Raw genomic sequence first — 8,099 nt, forward strand, 5'->3', positions numbered from 1 at the left:
TCGCTTGCGCTCCTAGCGTCGCCCCTAACGGGCATCCCTCCCCTCTGGATAAAAAGGGAGCAAGCCAGCCACCCGTCCTCATCACCCTCACCCCAGCGGACTATACTCCACCTCCACCTCAGCCCCATTCCCCGCTCCACGCCCCCTCTCCCGCCTCACCACCGGCTCCGCAAAGGTCAGCGCCAGCGCATCCCCCCTGTTCGGCGAGGGCAGCCCACGCGCCTTCATATCCTCCTTGCTCTCCAGCTGGATCTTGCCATCCAGCCGCGCCACCGTCTCCGGCCCGACGAGATCCTGGTAAAGCGCCTCATCCCGCGGATCGAGCGCCCCGCCCGCCTTGATCCAGCGCTTCTGCATGCCCCACATCTCGGCACGCTTGTTGAGAAAACCGGGATCGAGCGGCTTGCCCGAAAACCAGATCAGCCGCCAGGAGCGGCCCATCACCTCGCCGGCGCTGACGATGCCGGTGCCATAGCCGGCGTCGACGAACACGGCGTCGGCCTGGTGCTCCTCCTCCAGCCGGGCGATCAGCCCCGCCACCTCGACGTCATTGTCGTTGCGCGAAAGCGAAACGAGGCTCTTCGAATAGAGCCCCTGCCGCAGCATGATCTCCAGCGTGTCGTCGCCGGTCCAGGCCGGGTCGACGCCGAGGATGACGGGCGCAAACGCATATTGCTCGCGGCGAAGATGGCGCGCACGCGCCTGGTCGACATCGTCTGCTGAAATGAACTGCATGGCGGATTGGCTCGGAAACTGGCCGCGAACGCGGATCTTGAAGAAATCGCTGTCTTCGCCGTGATCCTCCCGCCATTGCGCGATCTTGGCCTTGTTGGTGCCCTCGACCGTGCGGCTGTCGATCTGGCGTGTCACCCAGCGGTGACGATAGCGGCGGAAGCACTCGCGAAACCGCCCGGAATTGCGCGTCGGATTGCCGAAGACGATCCAGAGGATCACGGTGTTCTCATCGGTCAGCGCCCCTTCGGCCACCTCCCACACCTTGTCGTGGATCTTCGAGGCCTCGTCGAATTCGAGCACGATGATCTTGCCCTGGTTGTGCAGCCCGGCAAAGGCCTCGGTATTATTCACAGACCAGGGCACGAAATCCTGCCGCCACTTCTCCGACGCCGCCTTATCCCGCGCCCGGATCGAGGTCGCCTGCACGTCGAACCAATGCGCAGTTATCGAGGAGCGGAACCATTTGCCGATCTCCGGCGCCGTCTTGGTGCGCATCTGCGTGTCGGTATTGGCCGTCGTCACCAGCATCGCCTCGTTCCAGCAGGACATCGCCCAGTTGGAAAGCATGCCCATGAAGGCCGATTTGCCGATGCCGTGGCCGGAGGCCACCGCAATCTGCAGCGGCTGAAACCGCGTCGCGGGATCGCCGAGATGATCGCGAATAACCGAAAAAATATCCCGCTGCCAAACCCGCGGCCCGGAATGCCCCTCCAGCCCGCCGATACCCCAGTCCCAAGCACTGAGGCTCCAGGCCAGCGGATCGAACTGGCAGTCGCCCGCAAGCTCGATGATCCCCTCATTCGGATCGGCAATCCCGGGGCGACCTTCGCCCGTCCCCAAGCGCCCGCCCGCACCAGCCGCGCTGCCTGCCCCAGCCTCACGCCCCGCCATATCAGGCCCACGTCCCGCCATCTCAGCCCTCCGCCCCGCCATCACCGGCCCTGCGCGCCTTGGCGCGCGCCAGCCTCTCGCTCAGCGCCTCCAGCCCCTTGATCTCCAGCCGATCGTTATAGAGCGAGTGATGCCGCGCCAGCATGTCGAGCGCCCGCAGCCGATCCGCCCGCTTGATCTTCGCCACATGCACCACCTCCCCCTTGGCCTTGGCAGACGTATTGATCTCCAGCCCCGCAACGGAAGCCGCCGTCCGATCATCCCACTCCGAAGGCGCCTTCAGCGCCCCCTCCTCGTCAAACACATCGCGCACGTCGCCGAAGGCAATCTCCGCAATCGCCGAAAGCACCCGCTCGGCCGTGATCTCAAGCCGCTCCAGCCGCTGGCCCAGAACCCTGTCAATCTCCGCCCGGACGGCCTCATTCGCCATCAAGCGGTTCCGATTGGCATTGGAATTCTCGCTATAGCCTGCCCGCAGCGCCGCCCGCGTCGCATTCAGATCCTTCAAATATTCCGCCACAAACAGGCGCTGCCTCGCCGTCAGTTTTGCCATGGATGATCGTGCCCTCGATGAGGGGGGATCATAGCGGTGGGATGGTTGGGAGGATGAATTGAGGCTTTTGGGCCGTTGGCAGGTTCAACCGCTGACTCAAGCTTCAGCCCGAGATCGGTAAGCGCTGGTTTTAGCACCTTGACTTTAACGCATTGTTCCGTGTCGAAGATTGCCCCTGTGACGGAGATCGAAACAATGCGCCATTATAAGTCATTCAAGCCAACGTTGGGAACCGCTTCTACATTTCTGCATCATGAACAGTGGTGCCGAGCGCTATCGTCAACCTCGCGCAGATGACCGATATCCAACCCGTCCACAAAATAGGCTCGACATTACCTTCAAAGACAAGACCGCTCGGTTCAGCTGAAGCGGTGATATATGGCTCCACGTCGGTTGTCCCGTACCAGCGCGGTATCTTAGCCTCATCGATCCAGCCGTCCATGCCACGATAAACTTCGTGAACTTTTGCCCACTGTTCATTGGAAAGGTACGGGTCGACATTAAGCGTAATTGTTTGGTGCAATCTATCTGCCCTCAAATTCGATAGTCACTCTACCGCCCCAGGCGATGTCCGCAACGGGCCGACTGCAGTCTCACGGCTACTTTATTTCGCGTTGCAATCCCAAGGCAGCAGCTCATCGATCCGGCTCTGCTCGTGGCCGTTGACGATGGCAGTGAGCGTGCTGGCTAAAATACGCAAGCGGATCATCGGCGTTGAGCTTGCAGGTCTCAATGCGCGAGGCGATGATCGCCCCGCCACGACGGGCATTCTCACCGCGTTTGTAAGCAGGGAATAACGTTCTCATCCCAAAATGAAACCAAATCCCTTCCCCTGCGTTACCCCCTCGATACGTCCGTTTACCCAAGGTGAGTGAAATGAACAGATTCGCCATCATAGCCCTGTCGATCACGACGGCTTTCTCCGGAATGCCGGCCTCGGCAGGCCCTGTCTTTGTACCGACACCGGTACAGCAGGCCGCGCAGCCGGCGCCTGGAGGCAGCGATGCCCGGATCATGACTGTCGGCTGCAACAACTTCACCAACTGCCCGGGCCAGTTCGGCAACACCGATGATTACTGGTATCGCAACCGCCACCATAATCGCAACCGCGACTACTATGGTAACCGCGGCGACTACTATCGTAACCGCGACTATTACCGGGACGACCGCTACCGCTATGGCGGGTACTATCACCATCACAACAATAGCGGCGCCATCATCGGCGGCCTGGCGGCCGGCGCCATCATCGGTGGCCTCATCGCCTCGCAGCCGCGGACCTACTATGGCCCCAGCGGCTACAGTTCGCATGCCGAATATTGCTACGCCCGCTACCGGTCCTATCGCGCTTACGACAATACCTATCAGCCGAGCTACGGCCCACGCCGCCAGTGCCGGTAATTCCAGTCACCCGACATCGGCAGCCAGCCCCGCATGAAGATGCGGGGCTTCTTTATGCCCGCCGGGCGGCGCGCGCCCGGTGCTTCACCCGCTTTCCAACATCTCCAAGCCGTGCTTGTCTTCCCCGGATCGAACCTTCCGAATGGCTGCACTTGCCAGGTGAGTGATGACAGACCGAGCAAACCTCCTGCTTGCGCCGGATCTCGAAAACCTGTCGGGCTTCGAAGCAGCGCTCGCCGCCGGCTGGTTTCCCGATCCGCGCCGCGCCGGCGACGCAGCCTTTATCGGCGCCGAGCTTCGGCGATTGCGCCAGGACAGATCGAAATTCCTTGATGATCTCAGCGGCAAACCGCCCGCCGGGTCGGCACCGCCGCTCCTGACCACCCGCCTGTTCTGCATCTGGGATGGCGAATTCTGCGGCAGCATCAGCCTGCGCTTTCAGCCAGGCACCGAGGCGCTGCCGCCGGAGGTCGCGGGCCATGTGGGCTATTCCGTCGTGCCGTGGAAACAGCGCAACGGCTATGCGACGGCGGCCCTCAGCCTCCTGCTGGATGTGGCGGCCAGGGAAGGCCTCACCCGCCTCGTCATTCTCTGCAACTGGGATAACGACGCCTCGCGGCGGGTGATCGAGCGCAATGGCGGGCAGTTGTTCAAGCGCGGCCCGCATCCTTCCGACGGGCCCGATCAGATCAAATTGCATTTCTGGCTATACCCCAGGCCCGCCACCTGAAACATCCGAGCGAGAAAGACGAACGGAGCAAGGCTTGCGGCCCCTGCTCCGTTCGTCCCGTCACGCCCAGCCCGGATGACGGCTTCGGCGTCATCCCTTGGGGTCATGGCTGGGCGCTCGGTCAGTAAGCCGCAGCCGCCGGCTTCGGCTTCTTCTCGGTCCATTGCGGCGGCGCGCCGTATTTGGCGGCCACTGCCCCCACCAGCCCGGGTTCGCGGCCGAAGGCGTCGCAGGCGACATATTTCGGTTTCCCCCCGAGCCAGGATTTCATCCGCTGGCCGGAGGGAAGAGAAAGGTCCAATCCTTTCGGCTCCTTGCGGGCAATCAGCATCCGGGAAAATTCGCTGCTGAATTTCGAAGCCAGGCTATAGGCGTCGCCCACTTCGGAAACACGTGGGTTGTTCTGCAGCGAGTTTGCGCCGCGCGCCCAGACCATCGCCGCCCGCTGCACGCCGGCGCCGTCGACCGCCTCGGCCTCGACAGCCAGTCCGCCGAGCCCGGCCGGCAGCCGCGGCACGCCGACGGGCAGCACGAAACCGGTGCCGACGGTCACGACTGTGGAAACGCCGGCCATCGTCTTGTTGGTCGGCACGATATCGGTGACGACGGAGCGGATCGTCAGGTCGGCGGGCTCGCCCGCCCCCACTATCCGATACTTGTCGCTGAGCGAGATGCAGAGCGCCCGGTCGAGCGCGTTCGACACCATCGTCCGGTCATCAGGCGATTTGATCCGGGTGGCGGCGCTGAAGGCAAAGGTCGTCGGCGCGATGGCGACCGTCTTCGCCGGCGCAAGACCCGCCCCATCGACATAGATGCGCGATTTCTGGAGCTTGCCCTTGGGTGGGCCGAGATTGGAATAGGAAGAAAGCGTCCCGCCCTCTTTGAGCGGCACCGTGCTGCAGCCGGCCGCAGCAGCGGCGAGCACCAGCGGCAGGACGAGAGAAAAGGCCCTCGAAGCCCGTCTTGAAATGGATGGAAAAAATGGATTGCTGCGCACTCTGTCAGGCCTCCGTAGCCGGTAGCGCATAACCCCGAAATCGAAATCGATTTTCGGAAAGGATTATGCGCAGTTTAAAGTGCTAGAGCGTCCTTAGCGCGTCTTGTCAGACGCGCGGCGCTCTAGTCTCTGCCGAAGCTGGCGGCCAACAATTGCAAAAGCATTACAGCCTTTCCGGCAGCACAAGCTGCCGTGAGAGCCTATCCGAGCCGGATCGTCACCTCGGTGCCGGCAGCACCGCTCTCGATGCGAACCTCGCCGCCATGGTTCAACACGATCTGCTTGACGAGGCTGAGGCCGAGACCCGCCCCCCGGCTCTTCGGGGTGACGCGGTAGAAGGGTTCGAACACCTGCTCGCGGTGTTCGGGGGGAATGCCCGGCCCTTCGTCGGCGACGCTGATCCGCCCACCGCCTGATGCCGAGACGGAAACGGTGATCATGCCGCTGCCGCCGCCATGGTCGATGGCGTTGCGCACGAGGTTGCTGACGGCCCGCGGCAGCGCCGAAGGGCTGCCCTTGCGTTGCAGGCTCTCGACCTCGCTCTGAAATGAGATCTGGTAGCCGGCGCCGATGGCAAGCGGCGCAAGATCGGCCACCACCCCGCGCGCGATGTCGACGAGATCGACGGTCTCATGCAAATCGGCCGCCTGGTCGTTGCGCTCGAAGTCGAGCAGCTGCTCGGCCGTCTCGGCCAGGCGCGCGACGTCGTCGAGCAATCGCCTGCGCTCCTGCCCCTCGGCCGTTCCATCGATCCTTGTCTGCATGATCGCGATCGGCGTCCTCAGTTCATGCGCCGCATCGATCAGGAAGTGTCGCCGTTTGCGGTATTCGTTTTCCAGCCGGTCGAGCGCCTCGTTAAAGGCGATCACCAGCGGCGCGACCTCCCTCGGAATTCCGTCCAGCGGCAGGCGCGCATCGTAGCGGCGCGGTTCGATCTCGGATGCCTTGCGGGCGACCTCGCTGACGCTGGCAAGCCCGCGCCGGACGATCCTCGGAACAGCGAGAAAAACCGCGGGCAAGGCGATGGCAAACAGCGGGAGGTAGATCGGATAGACCGCGCCCATCAGGGTCAAAACCGGCCAGCCCTTGTCGGCGACACCGCCAAACAGCACCCTGAGCTCGCCGATCGCAGTCTCCACGCTTTCGACCGAGGCGATCTCGTCCGTGCCGGCCGAACCCCTGATATCGGCCCCTTCGAACAGATAGGTCAGGCGCGCAAGCTCGCTATAGGCCGTCGGAATGGTTCCGTAGGACACATAAGAGCCGTTCCTCGCGGCCGCGACATACCAGAGCCCGTCATACTGCCGCTTGAGTGCGTCCAGCTCCGGCGTATCCTTTATCTCAAGCCGTCCCTCGGCATCGAGCGCAACGGCCGGGGCCAGAGCGGCGGTGACATGGTCCTCCAGCGCGACGTTCGGAGAAAGGATCGTCGCGCCGTAGAAGCAGAGGCCGATGGTGACAGCCGTCACCACGGCGACGAAAACGACGCTCAGCTGCCAGCTGAGCCTCCACCAGAGCGACGGATTGGCCTTACTACACCCGCCCATCATTCTTCCTTCATGAGATAGCCGACGCCGCGAATATTGTGGATCGAAACCTCTGCACCCGCATCGGCAAGTCGCTTTCGCAACCGCGATATATGCGCGTCGAGCGCATTCGACTGAATTTCCTCCTCATAGTTGTAGACCGCCGCCTCCAGCGTCGAGCGCAGCACCGTCTTCTCCTTGCGCTTGGCAAGAGCGGCGAGCACCAGAAGCTCGCGCCGGGGCAGATCGAGCGGCGTATCGCCTACGGTGACGCTGAGATGCAGCGGATCGATCACCATTCGCCCGGCGGTGATCTTGAGCTCGGAAAGATTGGGCGGCCGGCGCAGCACGGCCCGCAGCCGCGCCATCAGTTCCTCCACCAGAAACGGCTTGCCGAGATAGTCGTCGGCGCCGAGATCGAGCCCTTCCACCCGCTCCTTCGGCTCGTTCATCGCCGTCAGCACGATGATCGGCGTCTCCTTGCCGGTCCGCCGGAGCTCCGGAATGAAACGCAGCCCCTCGCCGTCGGGCAGGCGCCGGTCGAGCAGGATCGCATCGTAAAAGTTCTGCCGCGTCAGCTCCACCGCATCGCCGAGATGCATCGTGTGGTCGGTCACGATCCCATGCTTGCCGAGCGCTGCAGACAGCGCCTCGGCCAGCTCCCTCTCATCCTCGATCAACAATATCCGCATCGCCCGCCCAAGCCTTACCCCGGAGTTTCTGCCGCAAGGGTTGCAGCAACATTGCGGAAGTTGAAAGGCAGCCGGTCATGCTGGCGTAATTGTTCCAGCCGAGGATCGGGCATCACAATTCAGGACGACAAGATGCCCCAGCTCAAATCCATCCTCCGCATCCTTGAAAAATACCTCCTCTCCGCCTTCATCCTCGCCAGCCTGCTGGCGGGACCGCTGGTTATACTGTTCGTGAGGTAGAGATGCCCGCGCGACCGGACATTTTCCGTCGATTCACCGCCAAGACGGTGTAAGAAGCGTCCTGCCGTGCAGCCCCCTCATCCGGCTGCCGCCACCTTCTCCCCGAGGGGAGAAGAGACTCGTGGCAGCGTCTCCTCCTCACCGAGAGCTCCGAAAAACCAGCAGCATTGCGGCTTGCTCCCCTTCGCCCCAGCGGGGAGAAGGTGGCCCGAAGGGCCGGATGAGCGACTATCTGGTGTGTCAAGTTGCATATTGGAATTCCCTTCGCGCGTCTCGTGCTTTTGCGTTGAGAATGACGAGGAGCTTTCTGGCGAGGGCAATGCGGATGACCATTTTC

Annotated in this window: 8 protein-coding genes and 1 pseudogene; 2 read left to right on the forward strand and 7 right to left on the reverse strand. The window is 62.9% G+C overall.

Translation table 11 applies throughout. The annotated features are described in order from the left end of the window. Positions 1-87: 87 nt before the first annotated feature. The 4 genes and pseudogenes from EFQ99_RS31600 to EFQ99_RS31620 form a co-directional block, all read right to left on the reverse strand. On the reverse strand, positions 88-1,647 hold the full coding sequence (locus tag EFQ99_RS31600) for a terminase (protein ID WP_245441622.1): 1,560 nt from the start codon (positions 1,645-1,647) through the stop codon (positions 88-90). A gap of 1 nt (position 1,648) precedes the next feature. Then, positions 1,649-2,179 (reverse strand): terminase small subunit, encoded by a 531-nt coding sequence (locus EFQ99_RS31610; RefSeq protein ID WP_126924977.1) that lies wholly within the window; start codon positions 2,177-2,179, stop codon positions 1,649-1,651. A gap of 238 nt (positions 2,180-2,417) precedes the next feature. Continuing rightward, a complete protein-coding gene (locus EFQ99_RS31615; RefSeq protein ID WP_126924978.1) occupies positions 2,418-2,702 on the reverse strand; it encodes a hypothetical protein in 285 nt (94 codons plus the stop codon). 81 nt (positions 2,703-2,783) lie between these two features. Continuing rightward, a pseudogene (locus EFQ99_RS31620) lies at positions 2,784-2,940 on the reverse strand (transposase domain-containing protein); the annotation flags it as partial. Between the two features lie 115 nt (positions 2,941-3,055). Between EFQ99_RS31620 and EFQ99_RS31625 the strand changes: the two are divergent. Together EFQ99_RS31625 and EFQ99_RS31630 are read left to right on the forward strand one after the other, a co-directional pair. Further along, entirely contained in the window at positions 3,056-3,577 is a 522-nt protein-coding gene (locus tag EFQ99_RS31625; protein WP_126924979.1) for a BA14K family protein, read from the forward strand. A gap of 166 nt (positions 3,578-3,743) precedes the next feature. Next, entirely contained in the window at positions 3,744-4,307 is a 564-nt protein-coding gene (locus EFQ99_RS31630; protein ID WP_126924980.1) for a GNAT family N-acetyltransferase, read from the forward strand. A 121-nt stretch (positions 4,308-4,428) separates the two neighbouring features. On the opposite strand, the gene EFQ99_RS31635 is transcribed toward EFQ99_RS31630, so the two are convergent. The 3 genes from EFQ99_RS31635 to EFQ99_RS31645 form a co-directional block, all read right to left on the reverse strand. Continuing rightward, positions 4,429-5,334: a DUF3313 domain-containing protein gene (locus tag EFQ99_RS31635; protein WP_126924981.1), complete on the reverse strand. Its 906-nt coding sequence runs from the start codon at positions 5,332-5,334 to the stop codon at positions 4,429-4,431. Positions 5,335-5,504: 170 nt separating this feature from the next. Next, positions 5,505-6,851: a sensor histidine kinase gene (locus EFQ99_RS31640; RefSeq protein WP_126924988.1), complete on the reverse strand. Its 1,347-nt coding sequence runs from the start codon at positions 6,849-6,851 to the stop codon at positions 5,505-5,507. Further along, the gene (locus tag EFQ99_RS31645; RefSeq protein ID WP_126924982.1) at positions 6,851-7,522 is read right to left on the reverse strand and encodes a response regulator transcription factor; all 672 of its coding nucleotides are present in this window, start codon (positions 7,520-7,522) and stop codon (positions 6,851-6,853) included. Before EFQ99_RS31645 ends, EFQ99_RS31640 begins: the two co-directional genes overlap by 1 nt. Positions 7,523-8,099: the final 577 nt, after the last annotated feature.

This window comes from Rhizobium vallis (assembly GCF_003985155.1).
Taxonomy (GTDB): domain Bacteria; phylum Pseudomonadota; class Alphaproteobacteria; order Rhizobiales; family Rhizobiaceae; genus Rhizobium; species Rhizobium vallis.